The organism is Gilliamella sp. B3817, assembly GCF_026536705.1.
Taxonomy (GTDB): Bacteria; Pseudomonadota; Gammaproteobacteria; order Enterobacterales; family Orbaceae; genus Gilliamella; species Gilliamella apicola_I.
In genome coordinates this window covers 156,705-175,464 of record NZ_JAFNNV010000001.1, presented here as the reverse complement: position 1 = coordinate 175,464, position 18,760 = coordinate 156,705, and the positions used below count along the sequence as shown (strand labels likewise).

The window sequence follows — 18,760 nt, the reverse complement described above, 5'->3', positions numbered from 1 at the left end:
ATGGACAATGTTTACATTAATGGTTTTTCAGCGGTGTGCGCACAAGGTGATAACTGCCATGAGATTATTAGTAATATTCTTTTTCATCCAAGAAAACCTAAATTGATTCCTTTAAATACAGCAAGTGAACCACTATCTGTTAATTATTTTCCAGCCTTTGATAAAAAACGGCTAAGTTTAACTGAGATTGTTGATCGTATAGTATTTCAAATTCTGCAAACTTTACAGGCCTGTCAGTGGCAAGAATCAGAATTGGAACAAATCCCAATTTTTTTAGCTTCCACTTCTTTTGCAATGTCTTCGCATGAAATTACTTTTTTTAATAAGGAATTATCAGAATTAACAGAAGCATGTTATCACCAACCCTTTTCTTTAAATGAAATAGCAGAACAACTTAAATTAAAATGGAAAAATCTTGATGTGATCAATGTTGCGACGTCTTGTACTTCAAGTTCTAATGCATTACTTTATGCAAAAAATTACATTTCCCAAGGCATAATTGAACGGGCAATCATTGTGGGATTTGAATCATTTAATTCTATCACTTTAGAAGGATTTAATGCTTTAGGATTACTAACAAATAATTATCAACCACCATTTTTAAGTGTTAGCCAAGGACTTATTTTAGGGGAGGGGATTGGTTGTATTGCATTAAGCAATCAACCACGATTAGCAAACAATAATCAATTTATCTTAAAAGGCGGTAAAACGATATGTGATACCTCTAATATTACCACAACGGATCCTAAAAATGTTAGCGCACTCATTAAAGACACGTTAACGCAATTCGATGTGACTGAAACCGATATTGTTGCTATTAAAACTCATGCGACAGGTAGTCCAATGAATGATAAAGTTGAATTTGATAGCTTAACAAATGCTTTTACAGAGCGAAAACCGTTAATATTTTTTAAACCTTATCTTGGTCATACATTAGGGGCATCTGGTGTACTTGAGATGATAATATTATTGTTGATATTCGAATCAAAACAGACGCCTAGTTATCCAAATTATCACATGGCACAATCTGAACCTATTTATACAAATGGTTTTACAGACATTTCAAAACCTTATCCTCAAGGTTATTATTTATTAAATTGTATTGGATTTGGCGGTAATAACGCTGTGTTATTGTTGGAGATAACAGAATAATGCAAAGTGTTTTTTTACTCAGTACATCACAGTTTATCGCAGAGAGCCATAGTGAAGAAAGTAAGTTAAAAAATTTGCTTAAACAGCAATTTAATATTAATAGTCGACGTACAAGTCGTTTAGCGTTGTTATCATTGTTAGGTGCGCTTTCCATAGAAAAGATTAATGCTCATTGTGGCGTGTATGTGACCTCAATTTTTAGTTCACCCAGTAATATGTATGAACTGGAGATGAATATTTTTCAACGTAAAACACCACGACCATTTAATTTTATTAATAGCATAAATAATGCGATTTCTTTTTATGTTGCTGATGCATTGAAAGTGAATGGACCCAATCTTTTTATTTCGACAGATATTTGTAATTGGTCACAGATTTTACTCCCAGCCATAACGGATTTACAACAAGGTGTGGTTGATCAGGCATTGGTGGGGTGGTGTTATGAATCACGTCGTTATGATGAATATTCTAAAGAAGGCAGTTTTTGGTTATTGTTGACTCGGCATCCTGATACTTCAGCTTTAGCCAGTTTAACCATTGCCAACAAACCTTGCCAGGGTGATGTCAGCAATCAACCAATAATGACCCATGCGAATTATTTTTATGATTCTGTTTTAAAAACGTTTGATTTAAATAGCCAACTAAATTGCGATGTAATTTCGGTTGATCTGATATTAAATAAATTATTATTAATAAAAAAATTACCTTTACATAAACATTGATTGTTCAATACGATTATTTAATCGTGGCTTAACATTTTTCTTTATTGTTAAGCCGCTAATATTGAAACGCTTTATTGAATGTTTATTTCTACTTTAGCCTATAGAATTGACAGAATAACGTTTAGTTAATGTTGGAGTAAAAATATTAATTAAGTTATTTGAGGGAGCCTCTCCTTTAGCGAGGGATAAGGCAAGCTCAGCTGCTTGTTCTGCCATTGCTTGTAAAGGATACCGAACCGTTGTCAGTTTAGGATGTAAATAATTAGCCATTAATAAATCATCAAACCCAATAACAGAAATATCAGCTGGGATTTTTAAATCATTATCATACAGGACTGACATGGCACCCGCAGCCATAGAATCATTATAACAGGCTATAGCGGTGATGTTTCGATTCCGTTCTAATAAGGATTTCATGGCTTCTTCTCCACCTATTTCATCAGGCGAAGAGTAGGTAATTAGATTCTGTTCTATCTCGATATTAAATTCACTCAACGCATCTTTATAACCATTTAGTCGATCTGAAGCGTCTGAAATTTCGTGATTCGAACATAAATAACCTATTTTCGTATGTCCATTTTGAATTAAATGTTTGACCGCGATATACGAGCCATAACGGTCATCAAGTGCAATACAACGTGCTTCAAACCCTTTCACTATACGATTGATGATAACCATGCCTGGCACTTGTTGCATCAATTTTATGAGTGTTTCATCGGAAAGTATTTTGGCATGAACAACTAATGATTTACAGCGGTGCTCAATAAGCTGAGTAATGGCATTGTATTCTTGTTTTTCTTTATGGTATCCATTGCCAATTAGCAAAAAATGACCAGTTCGATAAGCTACTTTTTCAACCGTGCTAACCATCGCCCCAAAAAAAGGGTCGGACACATCGGCGACCACAATGCCAATTGTATTAGAGTGTTGTTGAGATAATGCGCGAGCGTTAGCATCTGGATAATAGTTTAATGTCTCCATGGCTTTTTTTACGACTTCACGTGTATTTTTACTTACATTATTTGCATTATTTATAACTCGGGATACTGTTGCAACTGAAACTTCAGCTAAATATGCAACATCTTTTATTGTCGCCATAAAAAAACCTTTTATTAAATTACTATCGCTAAAATAATTACTCAAACTAAATTTATTTCATGTAAATTTTTATAATTTAAGATTGCCAATATAGAGCTATGTAGACTACCAACGAAATAAAAATGAAAAGTATTTGTAAAGCGGGAAGTAATCTGTACTAAAATATCTTTTACTTTACTTACATCTTAAAACTTCTTTTAGTTGATCCAGTTTGTTTCTCTTAATAATTGACTATAACTATTTATTATTCCTAACTAATTATAATAAAGGAAAAAAAACTATTTGCCAATAATTCGATTAAATTCTGATCATACAAACTTAATTTAATACAAAGGGAAAATTGCATTATGGTCTTTTTCCCCCTTGTTATTTTCAAAAAAATATTAATTTTTTGTAAATTTATTGTGTGCTTTGTAAGTCAAAAGTTTTTATTGAGCTACCACTCTAATTAACATTGCTGTTGCAGGATCTAAAACGGGTAAAGGTAGTCCAATTTGCATTAACCAGTCGCCTGATAATGTCGTTTTGTTGACCATCCAATAAGGTAGAGCTTTCATTACATGTCCATTTATTTTCGGATCAATATTATCAGGTAGATCAAGTATTTCAATCAAATATTGTTTTTCGGGCTGTAGACCTGTCAAGCGTAAGTTACCACTTAAAGCATAAGTTGGTAAGGTTAATTGGGCAATGATAAACGCAGCATCATTTTTATCTTGGCTTACTACTCCATAACTTTGCATTGCATTGCTGTCGTCAACATCCAATCGATAATTGTTATTACTATGCAATAAATTTCGTAATTGTTTATGTAGTCCAATATAATGTGCAAATGCATGCTGTTCAACTTCTGATTCTTTTACGGGATCAAGTTCAACGCCCATATGACCAAATAAAGCAGTTAATCCCCTAAGATTCATGTTCAGTTCACGATAAGTTGTATGACACAAAGCGCCACCAATATGTGCGCCCATGACTTCTGGCGGGAAGAAATAACTCATTCCGCGTTGAATGATTTGTCTGTCTAATGCATCGTTAGAATCTGAAGTCCAGAATCGTTGTGTTCGTTTTAATATTTCATAATCTATCCGTCCACCCCCTGATGAACATGATTCGATTTCTACGTTCGGAAATTTTTCTCGTAAAATATCGAGTAAACGATACAATGCTTTTGTTTGTCCAACAATAGCTGGATTGCCATTGTGACCCGCTTGAACAATTTCTCGATTCATATCCCATTTGATATAATCAATATCATAACTACCCAGTAACCATATTAATCTTTCAAGTAAATAATCAAAAACAGCAGGATTTTGCAAATCTAATAAATATTGATGACGTCCTTCAGGTTGTTGATAACCCGATAACTCAAGTAGCCAATCAGGGTGTGCTCGATATAAATCCGAGTTTTTGTTGATCATTTCAGGCTCAACCCAAATACCAAATTCCATGCCCAAATTTTTCACGTGCTCGATAACCGGTTCAAGTCCATTGGGGTATTTTCGTTCATCAAGGTACCAATCACCTAAACCTTGGTAATCGTCATCACGCTTGCCAAACCAACCGTCGTCGATAATAAAGCGCTCAACGCCCATTTGTGCCGCTTTACTTGCCATTTTCATAATGTAATCTGGATTATGGTCAAAAAAGATACCTTCCCAAGTATTAAGATGAACAGGACGTGCTTTATTTTGTGGAAAGGTAATAATATTGTTACGCAGAAATTGATGAAAGTGGTGACTCATTTTATTTAAACCTTCATCACTGTAAGTGGCATATAGCCATGGTGTTGTAAGGGTTTCACCTTGGGCAAGCGATATTTCGCCTGCGCTATATAATGCTTCGGCTTGAATAAAGCGTTTACCATTACTTTTAACCGCAACTTGGATACGATGATTACCACTCCAACCTAAATGAATTCCCCATACTTCGCCTGTTTGTTCTTTAAAACCTGTGGTACCAACAATCATACCAGGGAAATATTCATGTGAAGTTCTTCCTCGGCGATTTTCTTGTAAATAGCTACAATGTTCAATTTTTGTTCTGTGAGGAAAAAATTCTTTAATCCAGCGTCCACTAAAAGCCATTAATTCTTGTGCACGTTCAGGAATAGGAAGCGTTATTGATAATCGATTGACTGAATAAGGTTCTGCACCTAAGTTGGCCAGGCTATTTTGACATTGCAATACCCCACAATCATCCAAAATAAACTGACTGGTTAAACGTAATTTTGCAATACTGTCTTCACTGATAATTGTTATTTGATTGTCTGAATTTTTTACATCTTTAGTAACAAATACGGGAGACCAATCTTTTCCATTCCTGTGTCCTTCTAATCCTGGCGTACTAAAATTACCTAATCCTTCTTCTGGACAGAGAGTAAAAGGGACGTGAACATCAATGCGTGAATTTGGCACTGCCGGAATAAATAAATCATAATTTTCAATGTGATCATCATGTAATCGTTTACCAAAATAACATAATTCCGCATAGGGTTTTGTTCGAATAAGAATATCTAAATTTTTATTGCTAAGACGGCAGTTCATAATATCTCCCATTGTTAATTGCTTTGCTAAATATAAATTAGCGATTATTCTCTTTTATTTAAATAATAAATTTTTTAATCTGTGATTAAGATCGCATAAAAAATGTAATCGTTTTCAATTGATGAGGCGAATTAAGTATTGGATAATTAAGAAACATAAAATGTAAAATGATTATGCGAAATATCCAATTTTTATGTTATTATGTAATTATTTATGGATGATTAGTTGAAATTTTATGAAGAAACAAAATATTTTTACCTTAATTTCTCTTATTGCAGTTGCTTTTAGTGCAAATGCTGTTGATAAATATGTTATTGATGAGGTTGATGTTTACTTACGTCGTGGTCCTAGCCAACAACATGCTTTCACAAATACGATCAAAAGTGGTTCAAAAGTCAATGCGCTTGAAAGAAGTGCGGATGGTAAATACACTAAGCTGCTGCTGAAAAGTGGCAATGTGGCATGGATCGAAACCAATAAATTAAGCGATACACCAAGCCTTAAAGAGCGTATTCCTTATTTGGAAGCTAAAATAGCCGAATACAAAGATAAAGTTGATAATGCGGATAAATATCAACAGAAATTAGTGACCGACTATGTGCAACAATTACGAACCTCAGAAGAATTAGTTCAGAACTTGAAAAATAAAAATATCGAATTGGAGAAACAAGTAAAAGAACAAGCAGCAATGTTAGACTCAATGTTAAATCAAGTAGATGATAAGCGACGTGACTTAATTGTGACTTGGTTTACTTATGGTGGTCTTGTTGCAGGTGGAGGACTTATCTTAGGTCTTATTTTACCTATTATTATGCCTCGCCGAAGTAAAAAAGACCGTTGGATGCGTTAGATGAGTGAAGTCTATCTTGTTGGTGGAGCGGTTCGGGATAGATTATTAGGTCTGCCAGTTTTCGATCGAGATTGGGTTGTCGTTGGCGCAGCTCCCGAAGAACTTATTTCGTTAGGTTTTGAACAAGTCGGTCGAGACTTTCCGGTATTTTTACATCCAAAAACGAAAGAAGAATATGCTTTAGCGCGTACTGAACGTAAATCAGGAAAAGGGTATTGTGGCTTTATTTGTGATTTCAGTAAAGAAATTACCTTAGAACAAGATTTAATTCGTCGGGATCTCACCATCAATGCTATTGCCATGGATGAGCAGGGGAATATTGTCGATCCTTTCCATGGCGTAGATGATATTAATCAAAGATTGTTGCGTCATGTTTCAAGTGCTTTTCGCGAAGATCCCTTACGTGTTTTACGCGTAGCCCGTTTTGCTGCTCGGTATCATCATTTAGGATTTACAATCGCTCAAGAAACAATGGATCTTATGAAAGAGATGATATCCATAGGCGAAATAAGCTATCTCACTCCTGAAAGAGTGTGGAAAGAAACGGAAAAAGCATTAGCCAGCGAAAATCCACAAATTTATTTCCAAGTCCTTGAGCAATGCGGAGCACTTCAAATTTTATTTCCTGAATTAGTGTTAACGACCAATATAATCTATGCTTTAAAAAAATCAGTAAAACTTACCCATGAGTTAACTGTGCGTTTTGGCGTTTTATGTGGTGATTTAATCAGTAAAGATTCCGTTGAACGTTTATGTAAACAGATAAAAGCACCAACTTCATTTTCTAAAATTGCCAAAATAGTTCAACAATACAGAAAGGTTGTTAGTCATATAACAGTGCAAAGCGCTTCACAAATTTTAGAATTATTAAATGGTATTGATGTTTGGCGTCATCCTCATCATTTAAAGCAATTGATTATTGCCAGTGAAGCTTTCAATGAAAGCGCAACTTATCCGCAAGCTCAATATCTTGAACATGCTTATAATTTAGCCTATAGTGTGAATGTGCAGGAAATTATTGCTCAAGGGTTTACTGGACAATCCATTAATCTTGAGTTGCAAAAAAGGCGAATTGAAGTGATATTAAACTGGATTTGCTTGCAACTTAATCAATCATAACTTTTTTTTAAAATATCTAAAAAAAAGGGTTGACGATTTGCCTCAACACAAGCATAATGCGCCTCGCAGTGTTGGTTATGACGTTGCGAATGAAATGGCTACGTAGCTCAGCTGGTTAGAGCACATCACTCATAATGATGGGGTCACAGGTTCGAATCCCGTCGTAGCCACCATTAAGATTAAGTTATACTTTTACCGGAAGTATATCATGCGGGTGTGGCGAAATTGGTAGACGCACCAGATTTAGGTTCTGGCGCCGCGAGGCGTGGGGGTTCAAGTCCCTTCACCCGCACCATTTTAATCTTAATGTTATCCTTTATTGGGGTATAGCCAAGCGGTAAGGCAGCGGGTTTTGATCCCGCCACGCCCAGGTTCGAATCCTGGTACCCCAGCCATTCCAATCTGCATATTTTGATATCTATTAGTTAATCTGTTTTATCTCTGTTTGTTACTTTCTTTAGTATTCCAATACGGGTATGGCGGAATTGGTAGACGCGCTAGATTCAGGTTCTAGTTCCGAAAAGGTGTGCGAGTTCAAATCTCACTACCCGTACCACTAGATATCTTTTTCCTGAATAATATTGGGGTATAGCCAAGCGGTAAGGCAGCGGGTTTTGATCCCGCCATGCCCAGGTTCGAATCCTGGTACCCCAGCCATTTATTCTTCTTTTCTTATTACAAAGAATCAATCGCTTCTATTTTCCAATAAGATCTAAATTTAAATTTCAATAAATTTTGTTCAAATTGGCATCGCTTCAGTAAACTTCAATATTTTATATTTTAAAAAAATTAATTTATCACTATTATTTTTTAAATCATCAGTTCAAATAAGCGTATGATTACAGCAAAATCCTCGAACAGACGCGTTATCATTTAAGCACACAAACAAAATTGATCGGTTCATCTTTCGCTAACCATTCAATCGCACCAATAGATGGCCCCACTGCATATTGATGATTAGTATCTCTTTCTTCCGATGTCCAATATAAAATATTTTTAGGAAAGTTATTACCCGGATAAGCATGGTAATACTGGTTTTGTTCATTGGTGATATCGCCCCATTCAGCAAAAAGACTCTTTCCAACTTTTCGATAATAATGGTTACTCTTGATTGCCAAACAATTGTTAGAATTGTTATCTGATTTACAAGCTCCAGAAGTGATGATTGTTTGATCACTATTGGTAAAGTCTTCAATTGTTGGTACAACATAATTGCCTTGGCAAGCTTGTGCACTTTGGTCATAACTGGTTGCATTTAAATCGGACGTAGCAAACCATTTATTAATTGTAAAAGTGTATATCTCGCTCCCATTGGACTTGATTGAAAAAGTAGGCTTGTCGGTCGCTTTTCCGGATAAATGAAATTGCAGAGAAGTATTAACTAAGTAGTCATCAATATCATTGTTTTTAAGAAGATTAGTTGTCAGATTTACACCATTTGAATTTGTCGATGTTGAAATGGTGGATAAATCAAATGGAACACCTGCAAAAGACATGGTGAATTGAGCATGGTCAAACCCAGTTGTTGGAAAACCTTTTGAACGCACCTTATTAACCAGACCAGAGTCATATGTGTATTCATTATTTTCACCCCAAGTTAGTTTAGCCCAGTCTCCTGTATAATCCCGACCTTCAAAAACAAATGAGTAAGCAATAGAAGGTTTGGCTGCACATACGGTGGGTCTAATTGCATTATAAATAAAAAAGTCCCGTTTAGGCGATGCATAAACTCTGAAGTTTGGTTCTCCAAATTCGGTCACTAAAACAACAGGGCCTGATATTCGAATATAGGGATTCCAACCTAATCGAGCCAATTCACAAAAAGTCCTATTTCTATCTGATTCCAGCAACAAAAAAGATTGATTGATAGAGCGATAAAACCAATCGATTTTTAATCCTGCATCAGGAGGATTTATTTTAATTGGAATATCACCTTCATCATCAGCAACATTATTCCTATCATCGGCAACTAACAAAGGGTTAAACGGAAGTATAGTCCCCTCTAATCCATAACTGGATTTTAATAGCGCTAACAGTTGATTGGGTGTGGTTGTGTTTGGATCGACGGCGGAAAATCCAGATTGTTTTATCGCCATGTTTAGATCATTCATTCCCGAATATGTTGCACCTTTGAATTTAACACCAAAATAAATAAAATTTGCTTTATCGTAATCACGAGCACCTTCAACCCCTACTTTGTCAGCTTGAGTAAAATAAGGCGCAGTGCCTTGAATAACTTGCGCTGTTTTAGCACTGAGTGCATCAGTTGTTGAACTAACAAAAATGATGACAAAAGAACTGTGTTTTAATATTTTTTTCGTAACATTGATATATCGTTTAATCCTAACATTTTTTAATAACATACGTTTCCCAACCGTTTTAATGCAGTGATTGAAAATGAGAAAAATCAGGTGTTTCTTAAAATTATGTTTTGTAATGAATTTAGATATATGTTTTTAACAAATAAATTATTAAACAGATAAAGGTTGGCTATTTAAACAGCATTATTCACTATTTAAGTATTGTAAGATTTTATGTTTTCCACGGGTTAAAGTGATTGAGTTCTCTAACACGTGGAAAATGCAATTAAGATATTTTATTTATATAAATTAACATAAACTGTTTGTGCTGTATTGGCTGGGTTGGTTGATACCTCTTTCACGTAATAAAATTGAGCGCCATTTGCAATTGCATGTTTCTGTGCAGCAGCACTTATTTCAGTAGTGTTGTTAAAGACGCCATGGAAAACAATTGTGGTATAAGGTTTCATCGTTTTAAATGCATCACTACTGATTTCATAAGCATCTTCACCTTCAATTGCTTTGGTAACGATATAATCTCTTACTGGCGCATCTTTTTTATATAAAGCCACTTCAACATCTTGAGATTGATTTTTTAGATTAGAAGGCTCGATAGAGCTGATATAAAATGCATAAGCATCTTTATCTGCTGCGATTTTACTTGCTTCAGTGGTGATTTCAGATGTGTTGTTAAAACTTCCTTTAAATTTGACAACTTCAAATGGCAAATAATAAAGTGCTTTGTTACGTTCATAAGCAACTATACCATTATAAGTTGTTTCTTCTTTATTTAATGCAATCGGTGCATTAGATTGATAAATATCAGCATAGACAATAGCAGAATCAGCTGAGCTTGATGTTTCTGCCGCTTCAAGTGCTTTAATATGATAATACTTAGCTCCAGCTTCATCGGCTGCTTTTGAAATATCATCTTCCGCATTTTGTGCTTGCAAATAATTACCTGTTACCGAAATCTCTTTCATTGGAATTAAATTACTACTTTCTTCATCGGTTAAAGGTAAGGCAGCATAAACACTAACGAACGGTAACGATAATACTACAGCTAATGCGATCGATGATTTATTGAAACGTTTCATGATAATACCCTTATTTTTTAAATGATTGAAATTAATAATCAATGTTTAACAATTATTCAATGGGTAGAGATGAAATCTTTAATAGAGAGTGTAGAAATCTTAAGTAGCTCTCAGATGTTGTCTTTTTTTAACTTTCAAAAGTGTTCAGACGTAAAGTTGTTAACGAGAGATAAATTAAACAACGCTATCTATTTAAAATATTTACTGAGTGATTCTCAAGGATTTTTTGTTACATGGACATATTGTTTAGCATTAATTGCTAAAATTACTACAAATTGCTACAAAAAAAGCTTTAATTAAATGAATAATTAAATTGGTTTCGAGTTATCCATTTTAACTAACGACTAATTGTATTGATAAAATTAGATAAAATTTGGGCAGTTAATCCCCAAATAATACGATTATTATATGAATAATACAAGATATTATGCTCCGATCTTTTTTGCCAGTCAGAGCGGATATTTGGTAATAGATGAAAAGGAAAGTTATCTGATGGTTTATGCCCGATTAGCATTACAGCTTGTTGCGGGGGATTTTCAATAAACCAATCAATCGGTACGGTAAATATTTGTTCGACCTCATCCCGATTAAGCTGTAAATTATCAAGGGAATCTATTTTTGCAACAAACGGATAAATGACTAGCCCCAATGCGGCGATAAATTTAGGCATTTTTCCTAAAATAGTCATTTGACTCATTGGGATACCTAATTCTTCAAATGTTTCTCTTTTTGCGGTATATTCTGGATCTAAGTCAGTCAATTCTACCCGACCGCCAGGAAAACAGATATCGCCTGGTTGCCATTTAAGTTTGTTCGATCTGACCTGAAATAACAATTGAGGTTGTTTGCCATCGTTAATAATGGGTAAAAGTACTGCAGCTTTGTTATCAATCGAGCTCGCGTTACTATTTGTTTTAAATTGATTCGTAATTTTTTCTATTGTTATCATAATAGTTCACTTAACAAATTTTTATATTTTTTATTCTATTTACCTTCTACTCATAAAATGTTAGATTGAGGCAGTCCGTTAGTAGTACACGTGTTTCATCCAGATAAAGTTATGCTATATTATATTAATAACATAAAAAAAGAACTTAAAGATCTTGTTCATCTAAAACATGAACGTGCTTTGACTGGGATGTCAATTGAGTTTCAACGTGTATTTTCTTTGCTACCCGCCATTTTTCATTTTCATCACCCTAAATTGCCCGGCTATCTTGCTGAAGATACTCCATCAGGAATCGCTTATTACCAGACAACCGATGAGATTTGTTCGCAACTCAAGAACTGTTTTGAATTTGAGGCTATTCCAAATGTGAACAATCCCGAAATATCGGCACTCTACTCCATGGGTAGTACATGTTCCATTGGACAATCAGTCGAATCCGATTTAGATATTTGGCTTTGTATTGAAAATAATTTATCCGAAAAAAGAAAGCAAGCCTTAATTGAAAAATGTCGTTTAGTCGAAAATTGGGCTAAAGAACAAAATGTAAAATTAACCTTATTTGTCGTTGATGTGGATCGCTTCATCAATAAACATCATGAATGTTTAATGGGGGAAAATTGCGGTTCTGCGCAACACATTTTATTACTTGAGGAATTTTATCGAACAGCCACACTATTAGCAGGAAAATATCTGTTATGGTTTGTGGTGCCCTATAACTTCACCGTGAATAACGTTAGCTATTCGACTTATGAACAGTGTGTGAATGCTTTGGTTGATTCAAAGCTAATTAAGCGGGAAGAGTGGATCGATTTTGGACCTTTAACAGGTCTTTCTGCTGAAGAGTATTTTGGAGCCAGTTTATGGCAACTCTACAAAAGTATCGATTCTCCTTTTAAAGCGGTGCTCAAAACGTTGCTACTAGAAGCTTATTCTTGGATATATCCGCAAAATAGGCCCATAGCTTATGAAATGCGAGAATGTATCCAAAAATCGCTAACTCAAAAGGGAATAAATTTAGATTCTTACTATATGCTTTTAGATAGGATCACTCAATATTTAATCGAGATTAAAGATTTTGAAAGGCTGGATCTGATCAGAATCTGTTTTTATCTAAAAGTAAACGAAAAACTTTCTCAAACAAAAAAAGCTATTTCATGGCGTCGGGACGTTTTGAATGATCTGGTAAAAGAGTGGGGCTGGACGTCAGAGCGTTTAGCTAAATTGGATGCGAGTCATACTTGGAAGATAGAGCAAGTTCGAGAAATGCATGAAATATTACTGCAAACCATGATGACAGGATACCGAAATTTACTTAATTTTGGGCGCCGTAATAATTTGGATTCTCTCATTAGTCCACAAGATATGGCAATATTAACTCGTAAGCTTTACGCTTCTTTTGAAGTATTACCCGGAAAAATAACGACGTTAAAGTTAAATATTGCTAATAATTTGCAAGAACAAGCATTAACGTTTATCCACGTAAAAGAAGATAGAATTAATCGTGCTGGTTGGTATGTGTATAATCAAAAACCGGTATTAAACTCAATTTCAGGTCATCAATATTTAGAATATAGTAAATATCTGGTTAAACTAGTCGGTTGGTGTTATTTTAATGGCTTAATCTCAGATAAAACTCAATTTTACTGTCATGACGGTGAAAAAAGAGATAACTCGAAAATCAATAAATTAATTGAAAATTTAAAAGAATATTTTCCTATAGAAATTCCAAAGGCGACGGAAGAACAGTTATATGGGCCTTGTGAAATTCGTCATTTAGCAATCATGTTAAATCTTGAAGATGATCCTAGTACTAATCTAGATTTTGAATTTGAGTTTAGCAACAATGTGTTAAATTACGGAAAAAAAGAGTTAAGTTTAGTGGGATCGGTTGATTTGCTTTATCGCAATTCATGGAATGAAATACGTGTACTACATTTTAGCGGAGCGTTGTGCGTACTGGAAGCGATTAAAACGTTATTAAATCGCATGCACAAAGATGCGGATTTACCTAATCCTATGGAAATTTTTTGCTACAGTAAATATTTAGGTAATGAAATTAAGCAACAAATGAAAACATTAATGGATGAGTGTATAGAATTACGATTAACCACGACACAAAATAATTCGACACAGGTTAAACCATTACGGATAGGTGGTTCTTCATGGTATCTCTTTTTTGAAAGGTTAGGGGTCTCTTTTCATCAGTTTGATAATGCAATCGATTTTTATGGGGCAGTATCGAACAATAAAGTACAAGGTCGCCCGTTAAATATTTTGGATCAAACAAATGAGTTACCAAAAGAAATTGACAGTGTTGCCTATGAGGGAATCATTCAATTCTTTTTTGAAGATACCGATTCAGGATTCGATCTTTACATTTTGAATGAAAATAACCAAATAGAAATTTACCGTAATTGCAACGGCACAAAGGAGAGTATGGTTAAAGATATAAATGATTTTTATGTGCTATCCGATGATCGTTTTACCTTTAAAACGAGTAGTTCAGTCAATTTTAATCTACCTCAATTCTACCAAATCACCTATAATGATGCTGGTAAGCGTGAGATCTTTTTATTAAATTAGCATTATTTAAAATATCATTACACAATAGTGTTAAGAAAAATAGTTAAATAAATCAACTGGTTTTAATTTTAAAAAACTTTAATCTAATTATTAATAGATCCCAAAATAAAATTTCTATTAAAATAATGGAACTTTTTTTTAATTTAAGAATCTAACTGTGTGAGTGCAGCGTTTTGGCCGAGCAACAGTTATTAACATAATGAGGAATGGCCTTTAATGGGGGAGCAAGTAACAGACCAAGTTTTAGTTGACCGTGTATTAAACGGAGATAAAAATGCGTTCAATTTACTTGTGGTTCGTTATCAAAATAAATTGTCTCACTTGGTTTCTCGTTATGTACTCGCTTCTGAAGTGCCAGATGTTGTACAAGAAACCTTTATCAAAGCTTATCGTTCGTTAAGCTTATTTAAAGGGGAAAGTGTTTTTTACACATGGTTATACCGCATAGCGGTTAACACAGCAAAGAATTATTTAACGTCTCAAGGTCGAAGACCACCTTCATCGGATATTGATGCAAGCGAGGCGGAAAGTTATGAAGGAGCTGATTCGCTCAGGGATCTTGATAATCCTGAGAATTTAGCGCTTTCTGATGAAGTTAAAAAAGCCGTATTTGAAGCAATTGATGCGCTTCCTGATGATTTAAGAATAGCAATTACATTACGTGAAATTGATGGTTTAAGTTATGAGGAGATTGCAGAAATAATGGATACGCCGGTTGGAACAGTGAGATCACGCATTTTTAGAGCAAGAGATGCGATTGATGAAAAATTAAAACCATTAATTGGTTGAATACAAAATGATAATGAGTAGTCATAAATTTAAGGTATCTACTATGCGAATTGAACAGAAAGAGCAACTTTCATTGCTTATGGATGGCGAGTTTACAAGTGATCATTTCATTGATGAAATATCAAATGATGAAAGCCTTCAATCATGTTGGCATCGCTATCATATTGCCAGAGAAGCAATGCGTGGTGACTTGCATAGTAGCGCATTAACTTTGGATATTTCTAAACAAGTGGCAAACGCCATTGCTAAAGAAGATATCTATAACAAATTAACCAATCAACCTAATCAGGATGAAATATCGCGACCAAATAAACAAAATCTTATTTGGATTCGTCTCAAAGACGTCATGGCAAAAGTCAGTCAAGTTGGTCTTGCTGCTTGCGTTACTTTAGCGATTATTGCGGGTGTACAATATCAACAACGTCAATCTGATAGTGATAGTAATATCCCAACTTTAAATACCATCCCTGTTGGTGTCAATGTTGCGCCTGTTGGAGGACTACAGCAACAGAATGATCAGCAACTTCTAGAAAAAAGACAATATGATAAAATCAGATTACTTGTACAAGATTATGAACTGCAAAAAAGGTTAAATGCTCAGTAATCCGAAATGAAATTAAAATTTTATTCAAATTTCCAAACAATGATAAAACAGAGTAGCTATATATTTGCTAGTCTGTTTTTTCTGCTAATGTCCCTGTCAATTCAAGCTAGTGAAAATAATGATCCTGTCGCTCTGCTTAATAAAATGAGCAAGGCAGTGCAAACTCAAGATTATCAAATTCACTTCTTATCACAAGATAAAAATCAATACGTTAGTACATATGAATATACGCATTTAGGTGCGGAAAATAAAAAAGATGTCAAAGCGTTGTTACTTTATCTTGAAGGTGCTGCGAGAGAAATTATTTTACATGAAAACGTCATTAGCTACTTCCAACCGGATAGCGAGTCTTTTTCGATAAGCAGTTCACGAATTGTTGAGGCTTTCCCAGATATTATATATAACGATTTTAATGAACTTACCGATGTATATGACTTTACTTTATTAGGAAAAACACGGACAGCAAATCGTAGCGTACAATTGGTTAAAATGGTCGCAAAAGATAAAGATCGTTATAGCTATGTTATTTGGGTTGATGATGAAATTTACCTACCGATTCGTATAGATTTATTAGATCAACATAGCGAAATTATCAGCCAACTTAAGGTAGCCGATCTCGACGAAAATTTTGATAAAAAAGCAGTAAAGGAATACATCGAAACTCGAAGCTACCCTATTTTATTATCTATTGAAAAACAAGAAAACGTACTCGATTCATGGCGATTAGCATGGCTACCTAAAGGATTTAAAGAAGTGGCAGCATATAATGTCAATTTTTATAATTCAGATATAGCTACAAAGCTTTTTTCAGATGGCGTTTTTTCATTTACGGTCAATGTTTCTTCCGAAAAAGCAAATCAGGCTAATCAGTTTATCCAACAAGGTGGACGAACCATTTTTTCAACCAATATTGCTAAAAAGAATATTATCATTATTGGTAATCTACCGCGAACGACTATAGAACGTATTGCACAAAATATTATTGAGAAATAGTGGTTAACTTCTCGATAACGCTATGCTTAGCAGTGATAAATGTGTAAAATGCTACTCTTTCTAGCTTTATAATTATTATGAGATACTGTTTATCACTATTCGGTATTTAAATAGTTAATTGTTTACAACTAAAATACAAAATATAATTTATTGATATGAATAAAAATATCCGCAATTTTTCAATTATTGCTCATATTGACCATGGTAAATCTACACTTTCAGACCGCATCATACAAATTTGTGGAGGCCTTTCTGATCGTGAAATGGCAGCACAAGTTTTAGATTCAATGGATCTTGAACGTGAACGTGGTATAACAATTAAAGCACAAAGTGTTACTCTCGATTATCATGCAAAAAATGGTGAGACATATCAGCTTAATTTTATTGACACACCCGGTCATGTTGACTTCTCTTACGAAGTATCGCGATCGTTAGCGGCTTGTGAAGGGGCGCTGTTAGTGGTTGATGCAGGTCAAGGCGTTGAAGCACAAACTCTGGCAAACTGTTATACCGCTTTAGATATGAATCTTGAAGTTGTCCCAGTGCTAAATAAAATTGATTTGCCCGCTGCTGAGCCGGAACGTGTGGCAGAAGAAATCGAAGATATTGTTGGTATTGATGCCTCTAATGCTGTTCGCTGTTCAGCAAAAACAGGTGTGGGGGTTATTGATGTACTCGAACAATTGGTTAATGATATTCCGCCACCTGAAGGCGATTCAAATGCACCTTTGCAGGCATTGATAATTGATTCATGGTTTGATAATTATCTTGGTGTTGTGTCTTTAATTCGCATTAAAAATGGTGAACTAAAGAAAGGGGATAAAATCAAAGTGATGAGCACAGGAATGACTTACAATGTTGATCGCCTTGGAATATTTACCCCAAAACAAGTCGACAAAACCTGTTTACAATGTGGTGAAGTAGGTTGGGTTGTCTGTGCAATTAAAGATATTTTAGGGGCTCCTGTTGGTGATACATTAACATCTGCTAAAACGCCAGCAGAAAACCCATTACCGGGGTTCAAAAAAGTAAAACCGCAGGTTTATGCTGGGTTATTCCCGACTAGTTCGGATGATTATGAAGCCTTTCGTGATGCACTTGGAAAATTAAGCCTAAATGATGCATCGCTATTTTATGAGCCAGAAAACTCAGGTGCATTAGGGTTTGGTTTCCGTTGTGGTTTCCTTGGATTATTACACATGGAAATCATTCAAGAGCGGTTAGAGCGTGAATACAACTTAGATTTGATTACGACAGCGCCAACAGTAGTTTACGAAGTGCTGACAACGTCAAACGAGATAATCTATGTTGACAGCCCTGCTAAACTACCTGCTGTTAACAATATTCAAGAATTGCGTGAGCCTATTGCTGAGTGTAACATTTTGGTACCACAGACTTATCTTGGCAATGTTATTACACTTTGTGTTGAAAAGCGTGGGGTACAAACGCATATGGTTTATCATGGAAATCAGGTGTCGCTAACCTATGAAATCCCTATGACCGAAGTGGTTTTAGATTTCTTTGACAAGTTAAAGTCAACTTCTCGTGGTTATGCTTCATTGGATTACAGTTTCAAACGTTTCCAAGTTGCCGATATGGTCAGGTTAGATGTACTTATTAACGGAGAACGTGTTGATGCGTTAGCGTTAATCACTCATAAGGACAATGCACCTTATCGCGGTCGCGAATTAGTTGAAAAAATGAAAGATTTAATTCCACGTCAACAATTTGATATTGCTATTCAAGCAGCAATCGGAAATCATATCATTGCGCGTTCAACCGTTAAGCAATTACGTAAAAATGTATTAGCAAAATGTTATGGTGGTGACGTTAGTCGTAAGAAAAAACTTTTACAAAAGCAAAAAGAGGGTAAAAAACGCATGAAACAAGTGGGTAATGTTGAATTACCACAAGAAGCGTTTTTAGCTATTTTACATGTCGGTAAAGATTAACCAGTA

14 protein-coding genes and 5 tRNA genes are annotated in these 18,760 nt (G+C 34.8%); 14 read left to right on the top strand and 5 right to left on the bottom strand.

Translation table 11 applies throughout. The features are described 5' to 3' along the window. Entirely contained in the window at positions 1 to 1,152 is a 1,152-nt protein-coding gene (locus J3U36_RS00745; protein WP_267379182.1) for a beta-ketoacyl synthase N-terminal-like domain-containing protein, read from the top strand. Continuing rightward, on the top strand, positions 1,152 to 1,874 hold the full coding sequence (locus J3U36_RS00740; protein ID WP_267379185.1) for a hypothetical protein: 723 nt from the start codon (positions 1,152 to 1,154) through the stop codon (positions 1,872 to 1,874). The genes J3U36_RS00745 and J3U36_RS00740 overlap by 1 nt, the downstream gene beginning before the upstream one ends. Positions 1,875 to 1,967: 93 nt before the next feature. Here the strand turns inward: J3U36_RS00740 and J3U36_RS00735 are convergent, their stop codons facing one another. Both J3U36_RS00735 and J3U36_RS00730 read right to left on the bottom strand, forming a co-directional pair. Further along, complete coding sequence (locus tag J3U36_RS00735; protein WP_267379188.1) at positions 1,968 to 2,972, bottom strand: substrate-binding domain-containing protein; 1,005 nt, start codon at positions 2,970 to 2,972, stop codon at positions 1,968 to 1,970. A gap of 428 nt (positions 2,973 to 3,400) precedes the next feature. Next, positions 3,401 to 5,518, bottom strand: coding sequence for an alpha-galactosidase (locus J3U36_RS00730; protein ID WP_267379191.1), 2,118 nt, complete (start codon positions 5,516 to 5,518; stop codon positions 3,401 to 3,403). A gap of 235 nt (positions 5,519 to 5,753) precedes the next feature. Here J3U36_RS00730 and J3U36_RS00725 point away from each other — a divergent pair, with 235 nt between their 5' ends. The 7 genes from J3U36_RS00725 to J3U36_RS00695 all read left to right on the top strand — a co-directional run bounded on the left by J3U36_RS00725 (position 5,754) and on the right by J3U36_RS00695 (position 8,144). Next, entirely contained in the window at positions 5,754 to 6,368 is a 615-nt protein-coding gene (locus tag J3U36_RS00725) for a TIGR04211 family SH3 domain-containing protein (protein ID WP_267350594.1), read from the top strand. Beyond that, a complete protein-coding gene (locus J3U36_RS00720; RefSeq protein WP_267379194.1) occupies positions 6,369 to 7,487 on the top strand; it encodes a multifunctional CCA tRNA nucleotidyl transferase/2'3'-cyclic phosphodiesterase/2'nucleotidase/phosphatase in 1,119 nt (372 codons plus the stop codon). A gap of 96 nt (positions 7,488 to 7,583) precedes the next feature. After that, a tRNA-Met gene (locus J3U36_RS00715) sits at positions 7,584 to 7,660 on the top strand. A 37-nt stretch (positions 7,661 to 7,697) separates the two neighbouring features. After that, positions 7,698 to 7,782: transfer RNA gene (locus tag J3U36_RS00710), tRNA-Leu, on the top strand. Between the two features lie 25 nt (positions 7,783 to 7,807). Beyond that, positions 7,808 to 7,882 (top strand) — tRNA-Gln (locus J3U36_RS00705). A gap of 75 nt (positions 7,883 to 7,957) precedes the next feature. Next, positions 7,958 to 8,043 (top strand) — tRNA-Leu (locus J3U36_RS00700). 26 nt (positions 8,044 to 8,069) lie between these two features. Then, positions 8,070 to 8,144: transfer RNA gene (locus J3U36_RS00695), tRNA-Gln, on the top strand. Positions 8,145 to 8,356: 212 nt separating this feature from the next. On the opposite strand, the gene J3U36_RS00690 is transcribed toward J3U36_RS00695, so the two are convergent. The 3 genes from J3U36_RS00690 to J3U36_RS00680 all read right to left on the bottom strand — a co-directional run bounded on the left by J3U36_RS00690 (position 8,357) and on the right by J3U36_RS00680 (position 11,833). Further along, positions 8,357 to 9,850, bottom strand: coding sequence for a hypothetical protein (locus tag J3U36_RS00690; RefSeq protein ID WP_267379196.1), 1,494 nt, complete (start codon positions 9,848 to 9,850; stop codon positions 8,357 to 8,359). Between the two features lie 233 nt (positions 9,851 to 10,083). Next, positions 10,084 to 10,884 carry a YdgH/BhsA/McbA-like domain containing protein gene (locus J3U36_RS00685; RefSeq protein ID WP_267350588.1) on the bottom strand — a complete coding sequence of 267 codons (801 nt, stop codon included), beginning with the start codon at positions 10,882 to 10,884 and terminating at the stop codon, positions 10,084 to 10,086. Between the two features lie 337 nt (positions 10,885 to 11,221). Then, positions 11,222 to 11,833, bottom strand: coding sequence for an NUDIX hydrolase (locus tag J3U36_RS00680; RefSeq protein ID WP_267379198.1), 612 nt, complete (start codon positions 11,831 to 11,833; stop codon positions 11,222 to 11,224). Positions 11,834 to 11,944: 111 nt separating this feature from the next. On the opposite strand from J3U36_RS00680, the gene J3U36_RS00675 reads away from it, so the two are divergent. The 5 genes from J3U36_RS00675 (at position 11,945) to lepA (ending at position 18,754) form a co-directional block, all read left to right on the top strand. After that, positions 11,945 to 14,416: a class I adenylate cyclase gene (locus J3U36_RS00675; protein ID WP_267379200.1), complete on the top strand. Its 2,472-nt coding sequence runs from the start codon at positions 11,945 to 11,947 to the stop codon at positions 14,414 to 14,416. 216 nt (positions 14,417 to 14,632) lie between these two features. After that, positions 14,633 to 15,205: an RNA polymerase sigma factor RpoE gene (rpoE, locus tag J3U36_RS00670; RefSeq protein ID WP_267350583.1), complete on the top strand. Its 573-nt coding sequence runs from the start codon at positions 14,633 to 14,635 to the stop codon at positions 15,203 to 15,205. Positions 15,206 to 15,248: 43 nt separating this feature from the next. Beyond that, the gene (locus tag J3U36_RS00665; protein ID WP_267350581.1) at positions 15,249 to 15,809 is read left to right on the top strand and encodes an RseA family anti-sigma factor; all 561 of its coding nucleotides are present in this window, start codon (positions 15,249 to 15,251) and stop codon (positions 15,807 to 15,809) included. 6 nt (positions 15,810 to 15,815) lie between these two features. Continuing rightward, positions 15,816 to 16,802 (top strand): MucB/RseB C-terminal domain-containing protein, encoded by a 987-nt coding sequence (locus J3U36_RS00660; RefSeq protein WP_267379202.1) that lies wholly within the window; start codon positions 15,816 to 15,818, stop codon positions 16,800 to 16,802. A 155-nt stretch (positions 16,803 to 16,957) separates the two neighbouring features. After that, a complete protein-coding gene (gene lepA, locus J3U36_RS00655) occupies positions 16,958 to 18,754 on the top strand; it encodes a translation elongation factor 4 (protein ID WP_267379205.1) in 1,797 nt (598 codons plus the stop codon). Positions 18,755 to 18,760 lie beyond the last annotated feature (6 nt).